At 66.0% G+C, this 25,727-nt stretch carries 16 protein-coding genes and 1 pseudogene; 7 read left to right on the forward strand and 10 right to left on the reverse strand.

What is annotated here, in order from left to right; all coding sequences use genetic code 11:
* Positions 1-33: 33 nt before the first annotated feature.
* From J2S97_RS15365 to metH, 3 genes and pseudogenes are all read left to right on the forward strand, one after another.
* A pseudogene (locus J2S97_RS15365) lies at positions 34-258 on the forward strand (hypothetical protein); the annotation flags it as partial.
* Positions 259-399: 141 nt separating this feature from the next.
* Positions 400-2,457 carry a KAP family P-loop NTPase fold protein gene (locus J2S97_RS15370; protein ID WP_307050813.1) on the forward strand — a complete coding sequence of 686 codons (2,058 nt, stop codon included), beginning with the start codon at positions 400-402 and terminating at the stop codon, positions 2,455-2,457.
* A gap of 427 nt (positions 2,458-2,884) precedes the next feature.
* A complete protein-coding gene (metH, locus tag J2S97_RS15375) occupies positions 2,885-6,535 on the forward strand; it encodes a methionine synthase (protein ID WP_307050814.1) in 3,651 nt (1,216 codons plus the stop codon).
* 46 nt (positions 6,536-6,581) lie between these two features.
* Here metH and J2S97_RS15380 read toward each other — a convergent pair whose 3' ends face one another.
* The 3 genes from J2S97_RS15380 to J2S97_RS15390 form a co-directional block, all read right to left on the reverse strand.
* The gene (locus J2S97_RS15380; protein WP_307050815.1) at positions 6,582-7,781 is read right to left on the reverse strand and encodes a serine hydrolase domain-containing protein; all 1,200 of its coding nucleotides are present in this window, start codon (positions 7,779-7,781) and stop codon (positions 6,582-6,584) included.
* A gap of 137 nt (positions 7,782-7,918) precedes the next feature.
* Positions 7,919-10,783, reverse strand: coding sequence for an ATP-binding cassette domain-containing protein (locus tag J2S97_RS15385; RefSeq protein ID WP_307050816.1), 2,865 nt, complete (start codon positions 10,781-10,783; stop codon positions 7,919-7,921).
* Positions 10,780-11,337, reverse strand: a complete 558-nt coding sequence (locus tag J2S97_RS15390; protein WP_307050817.1) for a hypothetical protein — start codon at positions 11,335-11,337, stop codon at positions 10,780-10,782. The genes J2S97_RS15385 and J2S97_RS15390 overlap by 4 nt, the downstream gene beginning before the upstream one ends.
* Before the next feature lie 159 nt (positions 11,338-11,496).
* Between J2S97_RS15390 and J2S97_RS15395 the strand changes: the two genes are divergently transcribed.
* Both J2S97_RS15395 and J2S97_RS15400 read left to right on the forward strand, forming a co-directional pair.
* Entirely contained in the window at positions 11,497-12,162 is a 666-nt protein-coding gene (locus J2S97_RS15395) for a GntR family transcriptional regulator (RefSeq protein WP_307050818.1), read from the forward strand.
* Positions 12,159-13,343, forward strand: a complete 1,185-nt coding sequence (locus tag J2S97_RS15400) for an MFS transporter (RefSeq protein WP_307050819.1) — start codon at positions 12,159-12,161, stop codon at positions 13,341-13,343. The genes J2S97_RS15395 and J2S97_RS15400 overlap by 4 nt, the downstream gene beginning before the upstream one ends.
* Before the next feature lie 6 nt (positions 13,344-13,349).
* Here the strand turns inward: J2S97_RS15400 and J2S97_RS15405 are convergent, their stop codons facing one another.
* Both J2S97_RS15405 and J2S97_RS15410 read right to left on the reverse strand, forming a co-directional pair.
* Positions 13,350-14,051 (reverse strand): SCO1664 family protein, encoded by a 702-nt coding sequence (locus tag J2S97_RS15405; RefSeq protein WP_307050820.1) that lies wholly within the window; start codon positions 14,049-14,051, stop codon positions 13,350-13,352.
* Positions 14,052-14,081: 30 nt separating this feature from the next.
* On the reverse strand, positions 14,082-14,735 hold the full coding sequence (locus J2S97_RS15410) for an MSMEG_4193 family putative phosphomutase (RefSeq protein WP_307050821.1): 654 nt from the start codon (positions 14,733-14,735) through the stop codon (positions 14,082-14,084).
* Between the two features lie 53 nt (positions 14,736-14,788).
* Between J2S97_RS15410 and J2S97_RS15415 the strand changes: the two genes are divergently transcribed.
* On the forward strand, positions 14,789-16,177 hold the full coding sequence (locus J2S97_RS15415; RefSeq protein ID WP_307050822.1) for a sigma 54-interacting transcriptional regulator: 1,389 nt from the start codon (positions 14,789-14,791) through the stop codon (positions 16,175-16,177).
* A gap of 43 nt (positions 16,178-16,220) precedes the next feature.
* Positions 16,221-18,224, forward strand: a complete 2,004-nt coding sequence (locus J2S97_RS15420) for a vWA domain-containing protein (protein ID WP_307050823.1) — start codon at positions 16,221-16,223, stop codon at positions 18,222-18,224.
* Between the two features lie 93 nt (positions 18,225-18,317).
* Here J2S97_RS15420 and J2S97_RS15425 read toward each other — a convergent pair whose 3' ends face one another.
* From J2S97_RS15425 to J2S97_RS15445, 5 genes are all read right to left on the reverse strand, one after another.
* Complete coding sequence (locus J2S97_RS15425; protein WP_307050927.1) at positions 18,318-19,922, reverse strand: APC family permease; 1,605 nt, start codon at positions 19,920-19,922, stop codon at positions 18,318-18,320.
* 125 nt (positions 19,923-20,047) lie between these two features.
* Complete coding sequence (locus tag J2S97_RS15430; RefSeq protein WP_307050824.1) at positions 20,048-21,703, reverse strand: GMC family oxidoreductase; 1,656 nt, start codon at positions 21,701-21,703, stop codon at positions 20,048-20,050.
* The gene (locus J2S97_RS15435; RefSeq protein WP_307050825.1) at positions 21,704-23,242 is read right to left on the reverse strand and encodes an aldehyde dehydrogenase family protein; all 1,539 of its coding nucleotides are present in this window, start codon (positions 23,240-23,242) and stop codon (positions 21,704-21,706) included. It abuts the gene before it with no gap.
* A 98-nt stretch (positions 23,243-23,340) separates the two neighbouring features.
* Positions 23,341-23,967: a TetR/AcrR family transcriptional regulator gene (locus J2S97_RS15440; protein ID WP_307050826.1), complete on the reverse strand. Its 627-nt coding sequence runs from the start codon at positions 23,965-23,967 to the stop codon at positions 23,341-23,343.
* Positions 23,968-24,082: 115 nt separating this feature from the next.
* On the reverse strand, positions 24,083-25,615 hold the full coding sequence (locus J2S97_RS15445) for a phospholipase D family protein (protein ID WP_307050827.1): 1,533 nt from the start codon (positions 25,613-25,615) through the stop codon (positions 24,083-24,085).
* Between the last annotated feature and the right edge of the window lie 112 nt (positions 25,616-25,727).

A 25,727-nucleotide genomic window follows, 5' to 3' on the forward strand; every position in this document is an offset into this window, starting at 1 on the left:
GGGGAGCCGGGGCCGGACGGTGGCGATTGCGACGCCGACCGGACTTCTTTTGTCAGCGCGCACCGCCTGGCCACCATCCGGGACGCCGACCTCATCCTGGCGATGGCAGCCGGCGAGATGGTGGAGCAGGCGACTCATGCTTCGTTGTTGGCGGCGGGCGGCGCCTACGCGCGGCTGTGCGAGGCGCAGCTCCCGGCTCCTGTGGCGGAGGTTTATGGACGGGTAGCGGCAGATTTGGCACTGTTGTGCTCGCTCTAGCAGCCACACACACAACCGGCACTCGTTCTGATGCATGGCAAGCGGCAGGCGCGCAGCCCCCTCGACGTGCTAGTGCTCTTTTGCACCTGAGACAGTCCAAAATGCACGGAGAGGCGGGCACTGGGTGGTTGACTTTGTGCCATGACTGAAACAACGGCTCCCCTGCCGCCCTGGAGTGACGAATCACTGTCAAAAACTGACATTGCGGGGCGTGCAGAATTTGCTCTCGCGGTCGCCGCGCGCATTGATTCATGTATCGACGGCCAAGGCTCGACTGTTTTCGGTCTTGTCGGCCCGTGGGGGAGTGGCAAGACCACGCTATTGAAAGAGATAGTCGGTCAGCTGGACGACTGGAAGAGTGTCTGGTTCAGTCCGTGGTCCGTTGCCGATGTCAGCTCGATTACGGCAGAGTTCGTGTCCGCCTTGTCCGAAGCTTTCCCGAAATCACTATCCTTGAAAGATAGGCTCGCGGCGTACTCGCGCTTCGGCACCCCTATGCTAAAGATGATTCCTGTAGTAGGCGACGCAGTTTCCTCCGTCACCACCGAAGCCATTTCTGCTCTGACAAAAAAGCCGGCGTGGCACTCGGAGTTCGGGAAACTTAGCGACGAGATCGCAGAGCAACACCATCGGGTACTTGTGATTGTCGACGACGTGGACCGGCTCGACGGCGACGAGCTGCGGTCACTACTGCGCGTAGTGAGGCTTCTCGGGAGATTCGCGAATGTGCATTACCTCATGGCCTATGACCAGGCAACGATTGAGTCCGCACTTGGTACAGCGGGTGAGAACCGCGAAAGCGCTGAGTTCATGGAAAAGATTGTTCAATACCCGTTTGAAGTCCCGCCAGCACCCATGGTGGTCCGCCGTCGTTGGAGCAGGCAGATTCTGGACGCCGTCAGTCCAGCCGACGAAACCGTAGGTGGACTTCACATAGAGCATCGCGAGGAGCTTGTCCGGATCCTTGCTGCCGGGCTGGAGACTCCACGAGCAGCAGAGCGCCTGCGGGAGCAAATGATTAGTCTTTCTGGATTGATTGCTAGTGCAGAAGTGGACGCATTCGATTTCACGGCCCTTACCTGGCTGCGCATTGCGCATCACAAGGTTTGGGATGACATTCGCTTGAATTCGGGTGATTACCTGTCGTGGCGAGAAAGTGATTCCGCGGAGACGCAGCAGACAAGGATGAATGACATCGAGTCTCTGGTAGCGCGGGGACATGCCAAGCCAGTTCAGGAAGCAATCAGCTACCTATTCGATCCAATGAGCGTTGTGGGGATGCTTGCCGGCCGACAAGGCCGAATGCAGAAAGCTCGATACTTCGACCGCTATTTCCAAGTCGGCCTTGCCGATGATGATGTGAGCGAACGAAAAACGCAGTGTGCTCTGCAAGAACTCTCGGATGGAATCTTTAATAGTCCAGATATTGAAGTCTTGACGACGATCATCCTCGGGCACGACGAGGAACGCTCAGCACTCGCGCTAGAAGTCGCCAGCAACCTGAGGAACGCCAGTCTCAAAACCTCTCCAGCAATCCTCGACTACGTGGAGAAAATGTGCGCAGGACTCAAGCCGGTGGGAAAGCAGCATCCATTCCGCATATCAGCGGCCGAGCGCTGGTTAACTAAAGAGATATTTCTTGCACTTGAGACAAAACTTATGTCGGCTAAGGAAGTAATCGAACGCTTTGACTACCAGTTTCTTACCTCCAGCGCATATGTACTTAAGCGATCGGGAGCTCACGATCACGCGCAAATCAAGAATCTGTATGCGGATGTCGCCCGGCATTGGATCAGTGAAGTGCACGATGAGTCGTTGGCGTCGACGCTCGCTAGGCCTGAGCTAGTTCTTATGACATCGTTCTGCGTTTGGATCGTTGAGATCCAGGACCATAAAGGATTCCTAGCGGAACGCATAATCGACGGAGAAACGCTTATCGATGCTGCCGCGTCGTATGTATCCTTCAACGAGTGGGTAGGAACTGACATCACCTACGATGTGGTCTTCCGAGAACAAGAGTTTCGATTTGCGGTTGGAGAGGTTCTGGGTGGCTCAGTGCTGGCCGAGATTTCCCTCGTCGCCGGAGTGCCGGATTACGCCGTATCAGACCTGTCTTACAGGAACCTGACGGAGGCACAACGTCGCGATTTTGCCATCCGCAATGTTCTTGCGATGAACAGTACTGAACCTCCTGGCTGAACGACGAAGCCATCGCAGTCGGACGTCAGGGACACGTTCCGGGGCTCCTTTCGGTTCCTGTTACTAGCCGCCCTTGTGCGTTTGCATAACCCAATCGAAGAACGATCCGCGGAGTCCATAACGCGCTCATGCGGTGTATCCGCGTAAACCTTCCTCGCATATGATGCGTTGCTCCTGCATAGACCATGCCCCGCATTTGGTCCCGCCTAGAACGTTGTGTTGCTGCGGCAAGTCAGGCGCACCAATGTGCGTTCATCTGTCTCGGCACAGGCACTCGGCGGTAGGTGGCCAGCTACCTCTCGATCACGTAGTTGTGCCTTGTGGGATTGGAACTAGCAGTAGCCGATTCGATCTTGATGCCCACCACCCCCGGCGTAGTACACGGAAACACAGCCCAATGTTCGGGCCCCGCCCGTAGGCTGTTCATATGCCTCGTTTTGCGCTTGATATTGAGTCCGTGCCCCGCCCCGTCCGCTCGCAGGAGCTGCTGGATGCAGTGAACCATCGGGTCGTCATTGCCGATGGGGCGATGGGCACCATGCTGCAGGGCCGGGAGCTGTCCCTCGAGGACGACTTCCTCGGGCTGGAAGGCTGCAACGAGATCCTCAACGCCACACGGCCGGACGTCCTCGCGGACATCCACGACGCCTACTTCGCAACCGGCATCGATGCGGTCGAAACCAACACCTTTGGCGCCAACTGGTCAAACCTCTCCGACTACGGCATCGACGACCGGATCGAAGAGCTCGCCCGGAAGGGTGCCGAGATCGCCCGCGAGCGAGCAGAAGCAGCGGAAAAAACAGACGGCCGCATGCGGTGGGTCCTGGGCTCGATGGGACCGGGCACCAAGCTCCCCAGCCTCGGCCACACCACCTACGACTACCTCAAGCAGACCTTCGCCCTGCAGGCCGAGGGCCTCATTGACGGGGGAGCGGACGCCTTCCTCATCGAGACCAGCCAGGACCTCCTGCAGACCAAAGCCGCGGTCAACGGCTGCAAGCAGGCCATCGTAACCCGCGGCATCCGGCTCCCCATCTTCGTCGAGGTGACCGTCGAGACCACCGGAACCATGCTGATGGGCTCCGAGATCGGCGCCGCGCTCACCGCCCTCGAGCCGCTCGGCGTCGACGCCATCGGCCTGAACTGTGCCACCGGCCCGGATGAGATGAGCGAGCACCTGCGCCACCTGGCCAAGCAGTCCTCCGTGGCCATCGCCTGCATGCCCAACGCCGGCCTGCCCGTCCTTGGTCCCAACGGCGCGCACTACCCGCTCTCACCCACCGAACTCGCCACCGCGCACGAGCAGTTCGTGCGCGAATTCGGACTCGGCCTCGTGGGCGGATGTTGCGGTACGACGCCGGAGCACATGGCCGCCGTCGTCGAGCGACTTGCGCCCCTCCGCACCGTCACCGCCGTCACCAGCGGCGGGAGGGGCGCCGACGGCAGCCGCGTTCCCACCGAGCGTGAAGCAGGCATCGCCTCCCTCTACCATCACGTGAATTTCGACCAGGAGTCTGCGTACCTCGCCATTGGCGAGCGCACCAACGCGAACGGTTCGAAGGCGTTCCGCCAGGCAATGCTCGACGAGCGTTGGGACGACTGCGTCGACATCGCCCGCGAGCAGGTCCGCGTGGGTGCGCACCTGCTCGACGTGTGCATCGACTACGTGGGGCGCAACGGCGTGGCCGACATGAAGGAGATCGTCTCACGCTTCGCGTCGGCGTCCACGCTCCCGCTCGTCATGGACTCCACGGAACCGGCCGTACTTCAGGCCGGGCTCGAACACATCGGCGGACGCCCGGTGGTCAACTCGGTCAACTATGAGGACGGCGACGGCCCGGACAGCCGCTTCGCGCGCATCATGCCGCTCGTGAAGGAACACGGCACCGCCGTGATCGCCCTGACCATCGACGAACACGGCCAGGCGCGCACCACCGAGGGCAAGGTGGCCATCGCCTCGCGCCTCGTCGACGCCCTGGTGGGCGAATGGGGGATGCGCGTCGAAGACATCATCGTCGACGCCCTCACCTTCCCCATCGCCACCGGCCAGGAAGAAACCCGCAGGGACGCCATCGAAACCATCGAGGCCATCCGCCAGATCACCGCGAAGTACCCCGGCATCAACACCACCCTCGGCGTCTCCAACGTGTCCTTCGGCCTGAACCCGGCAGCGCGCATGGCCCTGAACTCGGTGTTCCTGCACGAGGCTGTGCAGGCCGGCCTGACCAGCGGCATCATCGACGCGGCCAAAATCGTGCCGCTCGCTTCACTTCCTGAGGAACAGCGCAAGGTGGCCCTGGACCTCGTCTGGGACCGCCGCGAATACGACGCCGACGGCAACCTGACGTACGACCCGCTGGCCAGCATGCTGGACCTGTTTGCCGGCGTCGACACCGCAGCGCTGAAGGACCAGCGCGCCGCGGAACTCGCGGCGCTGCCCACCGGCCAGCGCCTGGAGCGGCGCATCATCGACGGCGAAGGAAAAGGCCTTGAAGAGGATCTGGACCTGGCCCGCGCCGAGGGAATGACCCCGCTCGGCATCATCAACGATTACCTGCTCGAGGGCATGAAGGTAGTGGGCGAGCGCTTCGGCGCCGGCGAGATGCAGCTGCCCTTCGTGCTGCAGTCCGCCGAGGTGATGAAGACCGCGGTGGCTCTGCTCGAGCCGCACATGGAGAAGTCGGATTCCTCGGGCAAGGGCACCATGGTGATCGCCACCGTGCGCGGCGATGTGCATGACATCGGCAAGAACCTGGTGGACATCATCCTCACCAACAACGGCTACAAGGTGATCAACCTCGGTATCAAGCAGCCGATCGCCGACATCATCGCCGCGGCCGAGGAGCACAACGCCGACGTGATCGGCATGTCCGGGCTGCTCGTGAAGTCCACCGTGGTGATGAAGGAGAACCTGGCGGAACTGCAGTCCCGCGGGCTCGCGAAGCGGTGGCCGATCATCCTCGGCGGCGCGGCGCTGACCCGCGCCTACGTCGAGCAGGACCTGGCGGGACAGTTCGAGGGAGAGGTCCGCTACGCGAAAGACGCCTTCGAGGGCCTGTCCCTCATGGAGCCGCTGGTGCAGGTGGCCCGCGGCGCCCACCCCGCAGAGGTGGGCCTCCCCGCGCTGAAGAAGCGGATCCATAAAGGAGGCCCGAAGTTCAAGGTGACCGAGCCGGAGGCAATGCCCGGGCGTTCCGACGTCGCCGCCGACAACCGCGTGCCGTCGCCGCCGTTCTGGGGCACGCGCATCGTTCGCGGCGTCTCGCTCCACGACTTCGGTGCTTTCCTCGACGAGCGCGCCACCTTCATGGGGCAGTGGGGGCTCAAGCCCGGCCGCGGCGACGACGGTGCCTCGTATGAGGAACTGGTGGAACGCGAGGGCCGGCCGCGCCTGCGGTACTGGATGGACCGCATCCTCGCCGAGGGAATGCTCGACGCGTCCGTCGCCTACGGCTACTTCCCGGTGGTCTCCGAGGGGGAACAGGTGGTGGTGCTGCACCACGGGGAGGACCGCGACGGCGTCCTCGGCACCGCGGGCCTGCTCGCCCCCGACGGCGGATCAGGCGGTCCGCTCGGCACCGAGCGGCTGCGTTTCGACTTCCCGCGCCAGCGCCGCGACCGGCACCTGTGCCTCGCCGACTTTGTGCGCTCGCGCGAATCGGGACAGATCGACGTCCTGCCGGTGCAACTGGTCACCGCCGGCGGCAATGTGGATCAGGTGACTGCCGAGCTGTTCAAAGGCGACCACTACCGCGACTATTACGAGCTCAACGGCCTGGTCATGCAGCTCACCGAGGCGCTCGCGGAGTTCTGGCATGCACGCATCCGCTCGGAGCTGGGTTTCGCCGCCGAGGAGCCGAAGGACAAGGCCGGGTACTTCAAGCTCGACTACCGCGGTGCGCGGTTCTCGCTTGGATACCCGGCGTGCCCGGACATGGAGGACCGCCGCAAGGTGGTGGAACTGCTGCATCCCGAGCGGATGGGCGTGATCCTGAGCGATGAGCTGATGCTGCACCCCGAACAGTCCACCGACGCGTTCGTGTTCCACCACCCGGAGGCGAAGTACTTCAAGGTGTGAGCTGAAGCCGGTCCCTGGCCTCAGATTTTTGGTGTTGGCTAGCCTGTCAGCAAGCCGTGTTGAGCGTTTCGAGGGCTACGTCTACCATCTGATTCACACGCGGATCGAACTCTTCGCGTGGCGAGCCGGGCGGTAGCGCCACCGCCATCGCTACTTGCCGGGAGCCGTCGGCGCTGGTCAGGGCAACGGTCCCGTATCCCGGAACGTCCCCCACATGGCCCAGATAGTTGTTATCGGAGCAGGCATCCTTGAAAAGCGTCAGGCCCAAGCCATAATCCCCGTACTTTGAGGAGTGCATTTCTTTTACGGTTTCGGCCTTCACTAATTTCCCTTGCACAAGTCCGGCCGTAAAAGTGTTGAGGTCTGCGACGGTAGAAATCACTCCGCTGTCAGCGTTACCGATGTCGTGTGCGGGGAGTGTTGTGTCAACACGTTCGCCTCCCAGAAGTACGTATCCATGGGCCATCGTCTGTGGAGCAGATTCTGCGCCTGTCATGAGGGTGGCCTGCAACCCCAGTGGTTCTGCAACATCGTGAGCGAGGACATCTCCGATGCCCCGGCCGCGCAGCCGCTCTACCAAGAGGCCCAAGACGGCATAATTCGAATTCGAGTAGCTGAACTCGCCAACTGGCTGTCCGGCGGGTGTGTCCGCCCGTGTTCCCCACGGGACGGTCGCCGCGACCGCCAAGCGCTCCTCATAGGACATACGTTTGGCCAGAACCTCGCGCATCGGTGTGGACTTCAGCAGGATTTCCCAATAACTGGGCATTCCAGACCGATGGTTCAGCAGGCTGCGCACGCTCACGGCACCGGGGGCGTTGATGAGATCGCCGAGCTCAGGCAGATGCTGAGTAATCGGATCGTCCAGCCGGACCTTACCTTCATCGACCAGCTTAAGGACCGAAACTGCCACCATGGACATGGTGACGTCGCCGATATGGACCTGGTCCGTCAACTGCGCCGGCTCCTGGTTCTCAAGGCTTCGGACGCCGACCGCTTTGGACCATTCCCCCAGCCGCGAATTCATCTGGATGTGGACCGACGGGGCTCCGAGAGCAACCACATCCTCCGTGTACTTCTCCAGAATGGAGGCGAATGCCGGCGCTGTCGGGGCTTGTTCTGCGGGGGGCTGCCGGTCAGGCGGATCCGGCGCGGCCGTGCAACCTCCGATTGCGGACAAGAAGATCGCTACAGTGGCGACGATCGCAAAGCGGATCGAGATCAGACTGTTGAAAGCTGTCTGCATTTTCATGGCCCTTCGGCAGGCCGGTCCCCATCTGGACTTCTGAGAGACGGCCAGCTGCACCGGCCCTTCTGATGTTCCTCGGAGCATCAGTCCGCGTCAAGATCACGTGAACCAAGTCAGGCCGGAGGCCAAGTACTTCAAGGTGTGAGCTGAAGCCGGTCCCTGGCATGGGCGGATCGAGCCTGCCCGGCTTGCCTGTCCAGGCCGGAGACCGGCTTCACCCGCCGGAGTGCGGCGAGAATGGCCCGCCCCACCACAGCGATTCCGATGACCGTGGTGATGCCACGCAGGGTGTCCCAGCCCGCCGTCGACGTCACCAGCGAGTAGAGCAGGAAGCTGCTGAGGTTGGTGCCCAGCGGCGCGCCAGGCACATAGGAGATGCCCGTGCCGGCACCCACCGCGAAGGGCCAGAACCACAGGTTGGTCAGAAGGCCGAACACATAGGACGCCAAGACGCCGTAGCCGCCCAGCATCCACAGTTCGGCCTTGCCCCGCACCCGCCGGGGGAGCAGGCCGGCCCCCGCGCCCACCCACGCGCAGGCGAAGATCTGGAACGGCGTCCACGGCCCGATGCCACCCCACAAAGCGCTGGAGAGCGCGATGGTGGCGGCGCCGAGGAGCATGCCGAACCGCGCACCGAAGGCCCGCCCGGCCAGGATCAGCAGGATAAAGACTGCCTCCACGCCCCCGACGCCGGTACTGGCCACCCGCACCGCCGAACCGACGGCAGCCAGGACGCCGAGCAACGCCACCGTGTGCGCAGAGCGCACCGAACCGTCCATGGACACGACGACGGCGACGGCGGCGAGCGGCGCAATAGCCAGCGCCGCGTAGGGGAGGGCCGCGGCGGCATCCTCCGGGAGGGCTGCGGCGAGCAGCGGCCAGCAGAATGCGCCGAGGGCCAGAAGGTTTGCAGCTGCGAGAATTGCGAGATCGACGCCCCGCGGCATCCGGATGCGGTGCGCTCTTGCCGCGGCCTGAGTGTCTGTTTGTTCGTCGATGACCCGTGGCCGGGGTCCGGCATTTCCGTGCCGGGAAAGCGCGAGGGCCGGTTCCGGTGCGTCGGCCGCCACGGAGGGCACGACGCCGTCACGCATCGGAAGGATCCGGGCGCCGAGGCTGTGGGCGAACTCGAGGTCGTGCGTGGCGATCAGGACGGCGGTCCCTGCGTCTGCCGCTGCCCGTAGCGCCGCCGAGACTGCTGTGCGTGCCGGAGGATCCAGTCCGCGGGTGGGCTCATCGATCAGGAGTACCTGGGGGTCGTCCATGGTCTGCAGCGCGATGGCAAGGATCCTGCGCTCTCCTGCAGAGAGGTCCCGGGGATGCTCGTCTCCAATGGGAATCCGAACGTCTCCCTGCAAACGGGCCAAGTGTGACTCCGCGGGCCTTGGAGGAAGCTGGTCACTGCTCAGGTCCTGATGACGCCCGGCGCGGGCCTGTCGCTTAGCGCGCGCCCGGCGCCGATCGGCCGCGCGGAGCTCTGCAGCGACGGTATCCCTGGTGAAGAGGTCGTCCGAGGCGTCCGGGACGAGGGCGACGCGGCCGCCGTCGACCGTTCCGCCGTCGCCCGTTCCTACACCCAGCGCGAGCGCCACGAGGAGGGACGACTTTCCGGCCCCGTTCGGCCCCACCAAAGCCACCACTTCACCGCGGTGCAGGGTCAGGGATGCGTCATGCACCAGCGGCGTGCCCTTGCGGTGCACCGCGAGATTTGTCGCAGTCAGGACGGGCATGTGCTCCGCTGGCTGTGCCGGCGCCGGCCGGGCATCGGCAGGGGCCGAAGACGCCGACGGCGCAGCACCCGGCACCAGGGCGCCGTCGTCGATGGTCCACCACGAGTCGGCAACCGGCACGAGCGGCGCCGCGCGGTGCTCCGCCACGATGACACAGACACGGGCATCGCGGGCGAGGGCGTTGAGCACGCCTATGACGCGTGCGCGGGCTGCGGTATCAAGGTCGGCCAGGGGTTCATCGACCAGGAGCAGGGCCGGATAATCCACCACCGCGGCGGCGATGGCCACGAGCGTTGCCTCGCCCGCCGAGAGGGTGCTGACTTTCCGGTCCAGCAGCGCCGACACACCGATATGCTCGGCGACCTCCAGCACCCGGGCCTTGGCAGTCCCGGATGGCATTCCGCGCAGCTCAAGTGCGAGGGAGATTTCGTCCCGGACCCGGGTGGATGCGAAGGCGGCGCGGGGATTCTGCAGTACGACGCCGATGCGGCGGGCGGTATCGCGCGGCGGCGTGGTGGCACGCTCCGTTCCGGCGACGCGCACGGTGCCGGAAATTTCTCCCCCGTCAACGTGTGAGAGGAGGCCGGCGATACCCCGCAGGATGGTGGACTTGCCGGAGCCCGTCGGCCCGGTAATGACTGTTACGGATCCGCTCGACGGCGAGAACCCGGCGACGCGTACCTGGGCGTCACCGATGCGGAATTCTGCGTCCCGGATGAGGACCGGTGCTTCGATGCCTTGGCCGGGTTGGTGTGCTGCCCGGCTCCCGAAGCCGCGCAGCTCCAGGGCTGCGGCAACCCGGCCCGCGTGCTCAAGTGTCCGTTCGAGCACGGGCACAAGGGCGCGGGCTCCGAAGCGTTCGCCCCGCAATCGAAACGCCAGGCGTACGGAGGTCACGGCGTCGGCGAGCGCCGGGAGTGCCGCCCACGCCACCACAAGGGTCCGGGCCAGGCCCTGCAGGGGGCCACCGCGGGCCAGATGCACGAAGCCGCGGGCCACATCCACCCAGGCGTTGAGCAGGCCGAAAGCGAGGAACATCCCGGCAATCGGCAGGGCGGACAGGACCGCCTCCCACAAGCCTTGCCCCGTGACCGGACCCAGGAAGACCACATGCGCGTACGGGGCAGGCAGCCGCACCGCCGGCAGATTGAACAGGACCGGCTCACCAATGCCGGCCCCGTTGAAAAGGACGCGGTAAATGACCCGCGCCGCGACGAAGATGACGGCGAGAGCCGCCGCTGCGCGTAGCGGCGCGGGCCGAAAGGTCATGCCGCGGGTGCGGCCGGTGCGCCGTCGACCGTGTAAAGCAGTTCGAGGCTTTCGCCCGGGCTCACCTGCAGGGTGGCGAGGCCTTCCTGCGCGTATCCCCAGTCACCGGAGGCCGGCTTGACCCAGAGAGCCCAGTAGGCGAAGGCGGCGGGCATGCCGCTGCATTCTTCCTTATACGTGCCGCCCTTGTGCGTGATTTCGAGGTCTGCGGCAGGCACACCGTTCACACGGCACACGAGTTCGGTGGGGTACTGGGTAGTGCCTACGGTTTTCACCTTGGCCTCGTCGAGCACCTTGGATGCGAGCGTCGGTGCGTCCACGGGTACGCAGACGGACGTATCAGCGGCCTCCTGTTTCAGGGATCCCGAATCCACGATGACCCTGACACCGGCGCAGGGCTCGGAGACGGCGCTGGATGACGCCGTTGCCGTAGACGCCGGGGCAGAGGTAGTTGGCTGGGTGGCGGCCGGCGTGGAACAGGCGGCGAGGGTAAACAGGAGACCGGCGGCGGCGAGGGAGCTCGCGGCGGCGGTGCGGATCTTAGTCAAAGTCACTTGTCAAGGGTAGGACGTGCTTGTCCGGATCCGGATGCCTTCGCGTTGTGTGACGTCACGTCTCCACAACGCGAAGTCCCACTACGTGAACTCCCTGCCATTGGGACGATCATACTTGTATAGATGTATACAAGTATGATGGTGAGTGGAGGTCACCACATGGCAGATTCACCGTCCCGGAATACCGGGGCACACGTTGTCTACGCGGAGCTGAAGCGGCAGATCCTCAGCCTTGAGCTGAAGCCCGGGGCGCGCATCTACGAGCCGGCAATGGCTGAGGCGCTGCGGGTCAGCCGCACGCCGCTGCGGGAGGCCATCAGGCGGCTCATTTCGGAGAGCCTGCTGGAACAGCAACCCACCGGGGGCGTGCTGGTACCGGTCCTGGACGAGGCAGTGATTTCCGAGCTGTATGAGGTGCGCGCGGCGATGGAATCGCTCATGGCGCGTCAGGCGTGCCTGAAGGCGACGGCGGCCGACGTCGAAGCGCTCAACGGAATTCTTGAGCGCAACGCTGCCCTGGTGCAGTTTGCCGATGAGGCCATGAAACAGGGCATGGCCCTGCACACAAAGATCGCCGAGATTGCGGGGAATTCGTGGGCCCGGCGGTTCCATGACCAGATCTCCAGCCAGATGGAGCGCTACCGGCACTTCACCAACAGCACGCAGGAACGGCGGGACCAGGCCCTGGCCCAGCACCGGATCCTGGTGGATGCGGTGGCCGCCGGCAAGCCCGAAAAAGCCGCCAAACTCGCCTTCGACCACGTCATGGGAGCCCGGGACGCGGCGGTGCGTGCCATCACGGGCAGCAGCCTCCTCACCTCATGATTGGTGAACTCGGACGCGGCTCGGCCGCGGCCCTCCTCACGCATTCCGCCCTGATACAGGCGGTAACGTTCCTGGTCCGTCCGGCCGCCACCTACCGGGCGCTCGAGCTGGACGTTCCCGGTTTCGCACTGGGCCTCCTCGCCGCCAGCTACGCCGTCTTTCCCCTGTTGCTCGCCGTCCCCACGGGCGGACTGGTGGACCGCCTCGGTGAGCGCCGGCTGATGGCGATAGGGTCCGCCGTCGTTCTTGCCTGTTCTGTCTTCCTGCTGCTGGGGGGTTCCTCGATCGTGACCCTGGTGATCGGAACCGCGTTCCTCGGTGCCGGCCAACTGGCCTGCGTGGTGGGGCAGCAGGCCGTGGTGGCCAACAACGCTGCCTCATCCAGGATGGACTCCGCCTTCGGCTACCTGACATTCGCGGCATCGCTGGGGCAGGCCCTGGGGCCGTTGGCGATTTCCCTGGTCGGAGGCGCCTCGGTCCGTCCCGAGACCCAGGCGATCTTCCTGCTCTCCGCCTGCATGAGCCTGGTGCTATTCGTGACCACATTCGGCGTCTCGGCCAAAGTCAGTGGCAGCAAAAGAAAAGCGATTGTTGGGGACAGCGACGGCGGCAAAGGCGGCGTTGCTTCGCTGCTGAAGACACCCGGCGTCGCACGGGCTTTGGCCACCAGTGCCACCGTCCTGGCCGTGGTGGACCTGACGATGGTCTACCTCCCCGCGCTCGGCGCCGAGCGCGGGCTTACAGCTGCAACGGTGGGCCTGATGCTCACCACCCGCGCGGTATTCTCCATGGTTTCCCGGCTCGGCCTGGGGCAGATGTCCCGGAAGCTGGGGCGCATGCGGTTGTTGGTGTTCAGCCTTGCGTTGTCCACAGCAGCACTTTGCGCGGCCGCACTTCCCATGCCGGTATGGCTTTTGTTTGTGGTCATGGCTGTACTGGGCTTGGGGCTAGGCATCGGCCAGCCCCTCACCATGTCCTGGCTTTCAGCACAGGCTCCGGCGGGGCAGCGCGGCAGGGCGCTGGCCCTGCGGCTGGCCGGCAACAGGGTAGGCCAGGTGGTGTTGCCCAGCGCCATCGGCGTGGTGGCGGCCGGGCTTGGCGCAGGAGGAGTTTTCCTGGCGTCCGCAGTAGTGGTGGGCGGGACGCTGGTGCTGCTCCGCGGTGTGCGCCTGGACGGTTAGCAAGACCTAAACGAGCGGCCACGGGTAACGCATGCCGGTGCGGTCAACTGGCAGCACCCCATCGCGCAACAGGCGTTTCACCCGGCGCCGCAGGGCGGTGACCTCTGCAACGTCGAGGAGATCAACGACGTCGGGAGGCACCGCCTCCGCGAGCGGGGCGATGTCCTCGAGCAGGGCATCCGGGATGGGGTCACCGGCAAAGTCCCAGATCACCGTGCGCAGTTTGAAGCTGGCCGAGAAACACAGCCCGTGGTCGATGCCCCACACCCGGCCGTCATCGCCGCGCAGCACGTGCCCGCTCTTACGGTCCGTGTTGTTGCTGACGTAGTCGAACAGGGCGATGCGCGCCAGCTCTCGATGAGTCTCCGGTGCATCGGTGAACAAGGTGAAGTAATGCTCCTGGAAGTCGCACTCGATGAACCACTGCAGCGAACCGACCCCCAGCGGCGCCTCCTCGCGGACCACCGTCGGCGGCACCAGACCCCACCCCAGCGACTCGCTCAGCAGGTAGGCTGCGCGTTCCCGCCGGTACAGGCCGGGTTCGAAATCGGACAGCGGCGCTTCCCCGGCCTCGGGCTTGTAGACGGCGTACGCTGAGCCGTCCGCGTGTGACACCTGGACCAGGAACGTCTCGTTACTGCTGCGCGGGATGCGCCCGATCAGTTCGACGCTGCCCTCGGTGAGCAGCGTCAGCTCCCGGCCGGACACCGTCTGCCCCGATTCACCGTCTGGCCCACGTCACGCCCTCAGCCCGCTCAGCGGGTCCGACGTCGAATTCACCATGAGCACGGCCGGCGCCTGACCGTCCACGAACGAGATGGCCGACACCGAACCGGGGCTGATGACGATCCGCTGGAAGAGGTCCAGGGGCGTGCCCAGGGCGTGGGCCACGGCGGCCTTGATGGGATCGGCATGGGAGAAACACACCACGACGCCGCCGCCGTGGGCTCTGCACAGCGCCTCCAGCGTTTCGACAATCCGCGCCTGCATTTCCGTGAAGCTCTCGCCATTCGGGAAACGGAAGGTCGAGGGGCTTTGCTGGACGGTCTGCCACTCCGGCAAGGCGGCAACGTCCGCCAGGGCAGCCCCGGTCCAGTCGCCGAAATCGCATTCGAGCAGGCCGTCGTCGTGCTTCACGTCCCTTCCTGTTCGGGCCGCGGTCGGCTCCGCCGTCTCGCAGGCGCGCTCCAGTGGCGAGGAATAGACCGCGTCGACCGGCAGATCCGCGAGGCGCTCCGCGACCCGTTCAGCCTGGGCACGGCCGCCGTCGGACAGATGCAGCCCCGGGGTTCGCCCCGGCAGCACCCTGCCCGTCGTCGGCGTTTCCCCATGGCGCACCAAAAGGAGCAGGGTGCCCTGCTCCTTTGAAGGTCCAGACGTTGCTGCAGTCATCAAGATTCAGGGTAGGGGGTGCCATGGGATGACGCGAGGTCTACCGTAGAGGAGTGAGTGATCGCCCCGATATCTTCACTGTTGGTGAACTGCGTGCCTCCGGCCACGTGCACAAAGACCTGCGCCGCGAAATCCGCGACAACCTGCTCGCCGCGCTCGCCGCCGGCCGCGATCCCTGGCCCGGAATGTACGGCTTCAGCCGGACCGTCCTGCCCCAGCTCGAGCGGGCACTGCTCGCCGGCCACGACGTCGTCCTGCTCGGCGAACGGGGGCAGGGCAAGACCCGGCTGCTGCGCACCCTGGCCGGGCTGCTGGACGAGTGGTCGCCGGTGATCGAGGACTCGGAACTCAACGAACACCCGTACGAACCCATCACGGAGCAATCCCGTGCCCGCGTCCTCACCGAGGGGGACCGGCTGCGGGTGGCGTGGCGCCACCGCTCCGAACGGTACGTGGAAAAGCTCGCGACGCCGGACACCTCCGTCGCCGACCTGATCGGCGACATCGATCCGATGCGGGTGGCCGAAGGCCGCCGGCTCGGCGACCCGGAAACCATCCACTACGGCCTGGTCCCGCGCTCCAACCGCGGAATCATCGCCATCAACGAGCTGCCGGACCTCGCCGAGCGCATTCAGGTTTCGATGCTCAACGTGATGGAGGAACGCGACATCCAGATCCGCGGCTACGTGCTGCGGCTGCCGCTGGACGTCCTCGTCGTCGCGTCCGCCAACCCGGAGGACTACACGAACCGCGGCCGGATCATCACGCCGCTGCGGGACCGCTTCGGCGCCGAGATCCGCACGCACTACCCGATAGAGCTCGACGACGAGGTGGCCGTCATCCAACAGGAGGGGCAGCTGGTGGCCGGCGTCCCGCCCGTCATCCTCGAGATCCTGGCCCGGTACACCCGGGCGCTGCGGCAGTCCCCGGCGATCAACCAGACCTCCGGGGTTTCCGCGCGGTTCGCCATTGCCGGTGCCGAAACCGTGGCCGCAGCAGCCCTGCGCCGTGCCAGTGTGCGCGGCGAGGACGAGGCCGTGGCCCGGATCATCGACCTGGAAGCCGCGGTGGAAGTCCTTGGCGGCAAGATTGAGTTCGAATCCGGTGAGGAAGGGCGTGAACAGGAGATCCTGGACCATCTCCTGCGCATGGCCACCGCGGAAGCCGTGCGGGCGCACTTCCACGGCATCGACATGGGGGCACTGGTAGCCGCACTCGACGGCCACACCACGGTGACCACGGGGGAACTGGTCACCGCACGGGAGTTCCTGCAGAACCTCCCGAACCTCAACGGCTCCGGCCTCTACGACGAAATCAGTGAGCGCCTGGGTGCGACGAACGACGGGCAGCGCGCCGCCGCCGTCGAACTGGCTTTGGAAGGCCTCTACCTCGCGCGGCGGATCGCCAAGGAGTCCGATGACGAGGCGACGATTTACGGCTGAAAGCTACGGCTAGGCAGTTCCACGGCGCAGGACAGGAGGGGGCATGAGCCTTCATAACCGGTCCAGGTACAGCCGGTACAGGGGAGGGCCCGATCCGCTCGCCCCGCCGGTGGACCTGGCGGAGGCACTCGACGCCGTGGCGGAGGACGTCATGGCCGGCTACTCGCCCCGGCACGCCCTGCAGGAGTTCCTGCGGCGCGGCGGCCGTAACCGGCAGGGTCTCGACGACCTCGCCGGCCGTGTCCAGCAGCGGCGCAAGGACCTCCTGGGCAGGCACAAGCTGGACGGCACCCTCAACGAAGTCCGGAAACTGCTGGACACCGCGGTGCTGGAGGAGCGCAAACAGCTGGCCCGCGACGCCATGATGGACAACACCGACCGTGCCTTCCGGGAGATGCAGCTGCAGAACCTGCCCCGGTCCACGGCGGCGGCGGTCAACGAACTGGCCTCCTATGACTGGCAGTCGAGCACCGCGCTGGAAGCCTACGAGCGGATCAAGGACCTGCTGGGCCGCGAGGTCCTGGACCAGCGGTTCGCCGGCATGAAGCAGGCACTCGAGAACGCCACCGATGAGGACCGCGCGGCCGTCAACGAGATGCTGCAGGACCTCAACGGGCTGCTCGACAAACACCGGCGCGGCGAGGACACCGAGGCGGACTTCCAGAACTTTATGGCCAAGCACGGCCAGTTCTTTCCCGAAAATCCACAATCCGTCGAGGAACTGATCGACGCCCTGGCCCAGCGCGCAGCAGCAGCCCAGCGGATGCTGCAGTCCATGTCCCGGGAGCAGCGGGAGGAGCTCATGAGCCTGTCCGCACAGGCGTTCGGCTCGCCACAACTCATGGCCCAGCTCGGCCAACTCGACGACAACCTGCGTGCCCTGCGCCCCGGCGAGGACTGGAGCGGTTCCGAGCGCTTCGAGGGGGAGGAGGGGCTCGGACTCGGCGACGGCACCGGCGTGCTGCAGGACCTCGCCGAGCTGGATGAGCTGTCCGAGCAGCTCTCCCAGTCCTACAACGGCTCGAGCCTGGACGACCTGGACCTCGACGCGCTGGCCCGCCAGCTGGGACAGGATGCCGCCGTGACGGCACGCACCCTCGCGGAGATAGAGCGGGCAATGCACGACGGCGGGTACCTCCGCCGCGGGGCGGACGGGGACCTCAGCTTGTCACCGCAGGCCATGCGGCGGCTTGGGAGGGCACTGCTGCGGGACACCGCCAAGCAACTCTCCAGCCGGCAGGGGCGCCGGGACACGCGCGTTGCCGGGGCGGCCGGGGAGCAGACCGGTTCCAGCCGGCCGTGGGAGTTCGGGGACGCCGAGCCGTGGGACGTCACGCGAACCATCACCAACGCGATCCGCCGGACCATTGCCGACGGCGGCGACCCTGGCAACGGTCTGCGCCTCGCCGCGGACGATATCGAGGTAGCGGAAACAGAGGCGCGCACGCAGGCCGCCGTGGTCCTGCTCGTGGACGTGTCCTTCTCGATGGCCGCCCAGGGACGCTGGGTGCCCATGAAACGCACAGCGCTCGCCCTGCACCACCTCATTTCAACGCGCTTCCGCGGCGACCGGCTGCAGCTGATCACGTTCGGCCGGTACGCGCAGACCATGGACATCGGCGAGCTCACCGCCTTGCCGGCCTTCAGGGACAAGGGAACCAATCTGCACCACGGGTTACTGCTGGCCGGCCGGTTCTTCCGCAAACACCCCTCGATGCAGCCCGTCCTCCTGGTGGTGACCGACGGCGAACCAACCGCGCACCTGCTGCCGGACGGCGGGACGTGGTTCGACTACCCGCCGGACCCGGAGACCATCCGGATTACCGTGGCCGAGCTGGACCGGCTGGGGCGTGGCGGCACTCAGGTCACGTTCTTCAGACTCGGCGATCACTCCGGTTTGGAGCGGTTCATCCAGCGGATGGCCCGCCGGGTCAACGGCCGGGTTGTGGCGCCCGACGTCGGGGATCTGGGGGCCGCCGTTGTGGGGGAGTACCTCCGCGCGCACTTCCGCGGCCGCCCCTACGGCGACGCCGAATGGGTCAGGTAGAAGGCTGTCCGCCGCCAACCCAAAAGGGCCGACGACGGCGCTCAGGCGGGCTCCGTCGTCGACCCTTCCGGGGGTGTTGCTAAGCTTCCGACGTTACGAAGCTTCCGACGCCGCCACCTTGACTGCCAGCGCATCCTCCGGGGCTTCGTGCTGCGCTGTTTCGTACTGCGCTGCGTCGTACGGCGCGGTGCCTGATGACGGATGTGCTGCGACTGCCGCGGCGTGCTCGGCCAGCACCCCGGTCTGGTGGCGGATCTTCAGGCGGTAGAGCAGGGTTCCGCCAATGATCACGGCGGCCACAAAGATCACGCCGCCCCACTGCAGGTACCACTCGAACGGCGGTACCGAGTTGTAGATCTCCGGGCGGGGCCAGACCAGGTTCACCGTCATGGCCCCGCCCCACAGGACCGCCAGGATGTTCACGGGAAGTCCCCATTTGCCCAGGCAGAAGCCCGGCTCGGTGCCATCATCCGACAGCGGCCACTGTTTCTGGAGCCGCTTGCGCAGCAGGGGACCCGTGACCAGGAGGTAGGACAGGTAGATCAGGACGATGCTGATGCTGGACAGGATGGTGAAGATGGCCGGCTGCATGACGTTGACCAACAGCGGGATCACGGCCATGACACCGATCACGATCGCCGCGATCTTGGGGGTCCGGCGGACCGGGTCCACCTTGCTGAGCTGCCGGCTGAACGGCAGGTTGTTGTCCCGGGCCATGGCGAACATCATGCGGATGGCGGCGGCGTGGACAGCCAGGGTGCACACCACGACGGCCACCACGATGCATGCCAGGAACGCCTTGCCGAAAGGCCCGCCGAGGACCGAGAGCACGATGTACTGGAGGCCGCCGTCGGCAGCTCCCACCTGCGGGTCGGTCAGGTCCGGTGCTGCCAGGATGCCGAAGAGCAGGATCAGCCCGCCCAGCAGGAACGAGGCCGTGACGGCGCGCAGGATCGCCTTGGGAGCCGTGCGCTTGGGGTCCTTCGTTTCCTCCCCGAGCGAGCTGGCCGTGTCGAAGCCGTACATGACGTAGCCGGACGCCATGGCGCCGATCAGGAAGACGCCGAAGAAGCCGAGGTCGTGCCCTTCGCCGAAGCCGGCGGTGTCGAAGAAGACCTCCGGGCCCCGCACCACATGCCAGCCCAGCGCGAGGATCAGCAGGACGGCCGCGGTCAGCTCCACGAAGACGCCGATGCTGTTGATCCTGGTCATCAGCTTCACACCGAACGCGTTGATGAGCGTGGAGATGGTGATCATGATGGTGGCCAGCACCACGCCGTTCATGGCGAAGTCGTAGGGGCCGGTGCCGTCACCGACGAACTGGAAGCCGGACCAGAGCTGCGGCAGGGTGAGCTGCAGGGCCAGTGCCACGGATCCGAGCGCCATGATGGAGGAGAGCAGCAGTAGCCAGCCCGCGAGCCAGGACGAGGTGCCCGACGCGAGCCGCTTGGCCCAGTTGTAGACAGATCCCGCCACAGGGTAGCGGCCGGCCAGCTCGGCGAAACAGAGCGCCACCATCAGCTGGCCGACGAAGACGATGGGCCAGGACCAGGCGTACGCCGGGCCGGCCATGGAAAAACCGAAGTAGAACAGTTGGAAGACGCCGGTGAGGATGGAAATGTAGCTGACGCCTGCGGCGAAGCTGGCAAACTTACCGATGCTCCGGTCCAGGGTCTGGGTGTAGCCGAATTCATCCATGCCGCTTGAATCAATACTCTTGCTGGGTTCCAAAACGTGAACTCCTAAGTCAGAAAAGTACGACGATGCACCCCGCGGCCGCCATTGGACGCGGGTGAAATCAATAGCCCCCGGAAACTTGCCTCTCAGGCGAAGGACGGGCTGAGCTCCTCCTCTTTCCTTACGGCGCCGCCGGTGTGGCTGGCGCGGATGAGGTCCGCCCGGATCAAATCGGCGCACCGCTCGCCGATCATCATGACGGTGATGTTGGGGTTGACGGTGACGTGCTCAGGCATGACGGACGCGTCGGCGACGCGGAGGCCGGTGACGCCCTTGACCCGCAGCTGGGGATCCAGCGGTGACATGTCGTCGTCCGCTGGCCCCAGGCGGACGGTGCCGACAGGGTGGTAAACGGTGTTGTGCGTCTTGCGGATGTAGTCCTGCAGTTCCTCGTCGGTCTGCGCCTCGATGCCGGGCGAGAGCTCGCGGCCGGTCCATTCGGCCATGGCGGGCTGCGCGGCGATTTCGCGGGCCTTGCGGATGCCGGCCACCATGACCCGCATGTCGTGGCCTTCGGGATCCGTGAAATAGCGCGGATCCACCATGGGCTTGTCGCGGAAGTCCCGGCTGCGCAGCCGGACGGTGCCGCGGGAGCGGGCGTGGGTGACGTTCGGGGTGAGGCTGAAGCCGTTCTCGGTGGTGGGGTAGCCGTACCGCAGGGTGTTCATGTCGAACGGGACGGAACCGTAGTGCATCATCAGGTCCGGGCGGTCCAGGCCGTCCTCGGTGGGGGTGAAGATGCCGATCTCCCACCACTGCGTCGAAGACTGCACCATCGGCTGCTTGGCCTCGAACTGGACCACGCCTTCGGGGTGGTCCTGCAGATGCTCGCCGACGCCGGGGGAGTCCACCAGGACCTCGATGCCGTGCTGAGCGAGGTGCGCGGCGGGGCCGATGCCGGAGAGCATGAGCAGCTTCGGCGAGTCGATGGCGCCGGTGGACAGGATGACCTCGCGGTGCGCCGAGAGCCGGTGGGTCCGGCCGAATGCGGAATCCACCACGTCCACGCCGGTGCAGCGCTTGTTGGCGTCGAACACCAACTGGCGGGCGCGGAGGCCTGTGAGCAGGGTGAAGTTTTCGCGGTCGATGATGGGGTGGATGTAGGAGACCGAGCTGGAGGCCCGGGTGCCGTCCGCACGGCGGTTGATCTGGAAGAAGTTGGCGCCGTTGATCACGGTGGTGCCGGTGTTGAACTTCGCGCGTGGAATGCCCGTCTGTTCGCAGGCGTCCAGGAGCGCGACGCCGGCAGGATCCACCGGGGGCACGTTCATCAGGTGCACGGGGCCGGAGTCGCCGTGGTGCGGCGCGTCCGGCCCGGCGTCCTCATTGGTTTCCAGCCGCTGGTACAGGGGCCAGGCGGCGTCGGCGTTCCAGCCGGTGGCACCGTACTTGGACTCCCACTCGTCCAGGTCCTCGCGGGGTGCCCAGAAGGCGATGCAGGAATTGTGGCTCGAGCAGCCGCCCATCACCTTGGCACGGGCGTGGCGCATGAAGGAGTTGCCGTTTTCCTGCGGTTCCACCGGGTAGTCCCAGTCGTAGCCGGATTCGAGCAGCTCCATCCAGCGGTCCAGCTGCAGGATTTCGGGCAGGTTGCGGTCATCCGGGCCGGCCTCCACGAGGGCCACGGTCACGTCCGGATCCTCGCTCAGCCGGGCGGCGACGGCGGCACCCGCGGATCCGCCGCCGATGACGACGTAATCGAACCCGCGCTCGGTGAGGTTCTCGATGTTGTCGACGTGCATCTAGTTCTCCTTGCCGTGGTCAGCAAACCAGCCGGTTACCTGAGGGCTGGTGTTCTGGTAGATGTGCTTGGCTTCCTGGTATTCGGCCAGGCCCGTGGGGCCCAGCTCGCGGCCGACGCCGGACTGGCCGAAGCCGCCCCACTCGGCCTGGGGGAGGTAGGGGTGGTAGTCGTTGATCCAGATGGTGCCGTGCCGCAGCCGGGATGCCACGCGCTGCGCCTTGCCGGCATCCTGGGTCCAGACCGCCCCGGCCAGGCCGTAAATGGTGTCGTTGGCGGTGGCCACCGCTTCGTCCTCGGTGCGGAAGGTTTCCACCGTCACCACCGGGCCGAACGCCTCGTCCACGACCACCGACATTCCCCTCTGGACGCGGTCCAGGACGGTGGGCTGGTAGTAAAAACCGCCGTCGTACTTTTCTCCTTGCGGCGCCGCACCGCCGGTCCGCAGCCGCGCACCCTCCTGGATTCCGCGCTGGACATAGGCGTGGACTTTGTCGCGGTGTGCCGCGGAAATCAGCGGCCCGGTTTCGGCGGCGTCGTCAAAGGGGCCGCCCAGCCGGATGTCCCGGGCACGGCGGACCAGCTCGTCCACGAAGCGTTCGGCGATCGAGTCCTCCACCACCAGCCGCGCCCCGCCGGAGCAGACCTGCCCGGAGTGGACGAACGCGCCGTTCAGGGCATTGTCGACGGCGGCGTCGAAGTCCGCGTCCGCGAACACCACGTTGGGGTTCTTGCCGCCAAGCTCCAGGGCCACCTTCTTGACGGTGCCGGCGGCGGCCGCCGCGATGCGCTTGCCGGTTTCCAGCCCGCCCGTGAAGGAGACGAGGTCGACGGCGGGGTGTTCCGAGAGCGGTGCGCCCGCCTCCGCGCCGGCTCCGGTCACGAGGTTGGCGACGCCGTCCGGCAGGCCGAGGTCCTGCAGCAGTTGCATGGCCAGGATGGTTGTGGACGGGGTCAGCTCGGAGGGCTTGAGGACGAAGGTGCAGCCGGCGGCGAGTGCCGGCGCGATCTTCCATGCTGCCTGGAGCAGGGGGTAGTTCCATGGGGTGATCAGGCCGCAGACGCCCACGGGTTCGTAGACGATTTTGCTGACGACGGCGGGGTTCCCGGCGTCGACGATGCGGCCCGCCTGCTGCCCGGCGAGCCTGCCGAAGTACTCAAAGCAGGCGGCAATGTCGTCCATGTCGATGCGGCTTTCGACCATGCGCTTGCCTGTGTCCAGCGACTCGGCACGGGCGAACTTTTCCCGGCGTTCGCGCAGTCCGGCGGCGACCCTGAGCAGGAAGGTGCCGCGCTCGGGTGCCGGGACGGAGGACCAGACGCCGGAGTCGAAGGCGGAACGGGCCGCGGCGATGGCGCGTTCGGCGTCCTCCCGGCCGGCCTCGGACACTGTGGCCACCAACTCGCCGTCGGCGGGGTTGCGGATTGCGCGCACAGCGCCGGAAGCGGCTGGCTCCCAGGCACCGTTGATGAACAGGGTGGATGCTGTCTCAGTATTTTTGGTTTGGGGGACGTCCCGAAGGGGTGTGGCGTAAGTCATACGAAGGACAGTAGCGGACATTGAACGAGTGTTCAATACTTTTCTTGAACGGTCGTTCAATGCTACGAAGGGTGCTTAACCTGTCCGGAGCCGGTGGTTTACGGCTGGTGCAGCCCCTGGTCCTGGGCGGTATGGTCCTGAAGCGGTGCGAAGGCGATTTGCTCCGTGCGGGCGATGCTTCGCTGGATGGAGGCCTCGTCAATGCCGAGAAGTGCCGTCAGCCACATGCCGTTTTGGATGACGACAATGTCCGCCGCCCGCCCCCGGCACGCCTCCCAGGAAAGAGCGGGCTGGGCGTTGGAAACCAGCGCGGCGAGGCCGTCGAGATAGCGGTCGAAGGCCTCGGCGTTGATCTGCGCATAGCCCTCGTCCGCCTGGGCAAGGGCCCAAAGGTGCAGGCGCAGTGACAGGTAGCGGGTGGTCAGCAGGTCAGCGGCTGCCACTCGCCGCAGGGCCTTGCGCAGCTGCTCCTCCGGGCCGGACGACGGGTCGGGCGCCACCAGCAGGAGGTCGTGCTCATCGACCCGGCGCAGGGCTGCCCGTATCAGGCTCGTCTTGTCGTCGTAGTAGTAGTTCACCAGGCCGAGCGCGACGCCGGCTTCGCGGGCCACGGCCCGCATGCTCACACCCGAAATCCCATGGCGCGACAGCAGATCCAGCGCCGCCTCGAGAATGCGGGACTGCCTGTCCATCTGTTCGCCGGCGTTCACGGCACTCGTCCCCATCTGGCCAGACTATTGCCTAACCCGTAGCGAGTGCACTTTCGGGGGCGCCGGATGACCAAAACGGACGACGGCGGGGCGTCCCGCCGTCGTCCGTTCCAGCAGGGGATTTGCCCTCCTAGAACCGGGTTGTGCCGCGGATCTTCCGGGGACGGCCGTCCGGGTCCACGAGAAGGCGGTTTGCCGGATCCGCCCAGAGACGCTGAAGGCGTGTCACCGGTTTTGTGCTGTGGTGCCGCACGTGTCCCTTGGGGCGGGGCGGGCGGCTGCCGGACTCGTGCCACTGGTCCAGGGCGTCGGCGGCAGCATCCCACAGTTTGAGCCCGGCCGCCGGGTCCTGAAGCCGGGGGTCACTCTGGTCCAGGCCCAGATGCTCGGCCCAGAGTTGGAGCCGGAGGCTGTGAGGCAGCAGTCGGGAAGCCCCCGGACCGGCCGTGGTGTCGATGACCGCGCAGGTGAGCTCGCTGTCCGTGGTCCAGGACCGCCGGTTGAAGTTGTCCGACCCGCACGTGAACCAGGCGTCGTCGATGATGCAGACCTTGGCGTGGATATAGATCGGAGTCCCGGAGGTGTTCTCCAGATTGAACACGCCGAATCTGTCGGGTGCAGCGCGCCTTATGGTCTCGATGGCGCGCAGTTGCCCGAGCCGCTTGGGTGGCCCGCCAAGAGGACCGTCGGAGTCCGGGTAGCGTGGCACCACGGCGATCACATTCAACCCGGGGTTCTGCTCGAGGGCAGCCGCGATTCCGGCGGCGACCTCTGCCGACCACAGGTACTGGTCCTCGATGTAGATCAGCGAGCGGGCCAGGGCGAAAGCCTTGGTGTAGGCCCGGGCAATGCTCCGCTCACCACCGGGTGCGAACGGGAACGGCGGATGCTTCACACCGTAGGTGCGCAGCAGTTGGACTGCGTGAGGGCCAGCCGGTGGCGGTGGCGGCGCAGTCTCCGGCAGGGGCTCGGGATGCCGGGGCATATCGGCCAGGCGTTGCAGGAGCATCCGGTACGGTGTGCGCCGGTCCAGGGGATGGGGGTCATTCCACCTTTCCGCGAACAGCTCCAGCACATCAGCCACAACCGGTCCGCGCAGTTCGAGGGCGGCATCGTGCCACGGAGGTTGTTTCCCGTACCGGGGATCCATGTCTACCGCCTGCGGGTCTCCCGCGTGATCGGCGTCGTCCCGGCGGCTGTGGGAAAGGTCGATCCCGCCAACGAACGCGACGTCCCGCGAAGGGTCATTACGATTGCGGATGACGAACAGTTTCTGGTGATGGCAGCCGAAGAGGCGCACCCGCTGATCCAACAGCACCTCGCCGCCGGCGTCGTTGATCTGGCGGCTGAGGAGCTCGTTGGACCAGTTACTCATGGGGGCAGACACGCGCTCTCCGTGGGACCTCCAGACCAGGCCGCGCACTTCCACTCCCGCCCGGGCTAACCGCGCCAGCAACTCGCCGATCGTCGGCCCGTCCGCCGTAAGCCGCTCGTCGCCATCGCCACGCCAGTCGGTGAACCACACACGGTCTCCCGCATGGAGGGCCGACAGCTCCTCATGCAGCCGGGCGAAGTAGGTGGCACCGTGAATCAGGGGCCGCACGAGGTTGCCCTCCGACCAGGACGGCGATCCCGCGTTGCCCGCGTGCACGTCGGTGGCCACATTGCCCCACTCAGTGCTACTCAGGAACCAATAACCAGCACTACTGTCCACTCTCGTCGTTCCCTTCGGGACCTGGGGCCGGTCTTTCGGCGTCCGGCCTACTCAGTAGCCT

The organism is Arthrobacter oryzae, assembly GCF_030812315.1.
Classification (GTDB): Bacteria; Actinomycetota; Actinomycetes; order Actinomycetales; family Micrococcaceae; genus Arthrobacter; species Arthrobacter oryzae_B.